The 751-nt window shown below is 36.4% G+C and carries 1 protein-coding gene and 3 tRNA genes; 3 read left to right on the top strand and 1 reads right to left on the bottom strand.

Features of this window, described 5'->3' with window-relative positions:
• The first annotated feature begins 5 nt into the window (after positions 1-5).
• The 3 genes from N4T77_RS20130 (at position 6) to N4T77_RS20120 (ending at position 242) form a co-directional block, all read left to right on the top strand.
• Positions 6-81 (top strand) — tRNA-Pro (locus N4T77_RS20130).
• A gap of 7 nt (positions 82-88) precedes the next feature.
• Positions 89-163, top strand: a tRNA-Gln gene (locus N4T77_RS20125).
• Positions 164-166: 3 nt separating this feature from the next.
• Positions 167-242, top strand: a tRNA-Lys gene (locus tag N4T77_RS20120).
• Positions 243-278: 36 nt separating this feature from the next.
• On the opposite strand, the gene N4T77_RS20115 is transcribed toward N4T77_RS20120, so the two are convergent.
• Positions 279-539: a hypothetical protein gene (locus N4T77_RS20115; RefSeq protein WP_261673642.1), complete on the bottom strand. Its 261-nt coding sequence runs from the start codon at positions 537-539 to the stop codon at positions 279-281.
• Positions 540-751: the final 212 nt, after the last annotated feature.

Genomic DNA, 751 nt, shown 5'->3' with positions numbered 1-751 from the left:
TATATCGGGGTGTGGCGCAGATGGGAGCGCGCGTGGTTTGGGACCATGAGGTCGCAGGTTCAATCCCTGTCACCCCGACCATTAAAATTGGGATATCGCCAAGCGGTAAGGCACCAGACTTTGACTCTGGCATTCGTAGGTTCAAATCCTGCTATCCCAGCCATCTGGTTCACTAGCTCAGTCGGTAGAGCACATGACTTTTAATCATGGTGTCCGGGGTTCGATTCCCCGGTGAGCCACCAAATAAAAAACTCAACATTTTATGTTGAGTTTTTTTATTAGTCACAACTTCCTCCTGAATCATAACTACCACTATCACATCCACAATCACAGCTATCTGCACAGCTGTCATTACTGCTAATGCTATCATTGTTATCATAACTATGATTCAGCACACTATAATCATATAAAATACTATTATTAAAGTTACTTGAATCAGATATTCTCTCTCTCTTGTTTTTTATTTTTTTATGATTCTTATTTTCTCTATATATAATAAGAATTATAAAAAATGTCATTGAGAAAAAAACTAAAACCATGATATCCCCCCTTCTAATTATTATACTCCAATGCTAAAGCAACTGCCACTTACCTTAAGAAGATATATTTTACGAGAAGGAATTATACAGGCTACTTCTCATTAGTTCTGCCTAATGATTATGTTGGTGATTTCAAATAAAATACCCAACAACTAATAAGCCAAAACTATAGTTATGAATATAAAAAAGCTTGTAAACATAAATGTTCACAA

This window comes from Clostridium sp. CX1, assembly GCF_025398335.1.
GTDB classification, from domain to species: domain Bacteria; phylum Bacillota; class Clostridia; order Clostridiales; family Clostridiaceae; genus Clostridium_AM; species Clostridium_AM tanneri.
The sequence above is the reverse complement of the archived record's forward strand: the minus strand, read 5'-3'. Positions and strand labels throughout refer to the sequence as shown.

Coding starts and splice junctions, on each gene's coding strand:
- N4T77_RS20115 (WP_261673642.1), bottom strand. CDS start 539: ATGGTTTTAGTTTTTTTCTCAATGACATTTTTTATAATTCTTATTATA.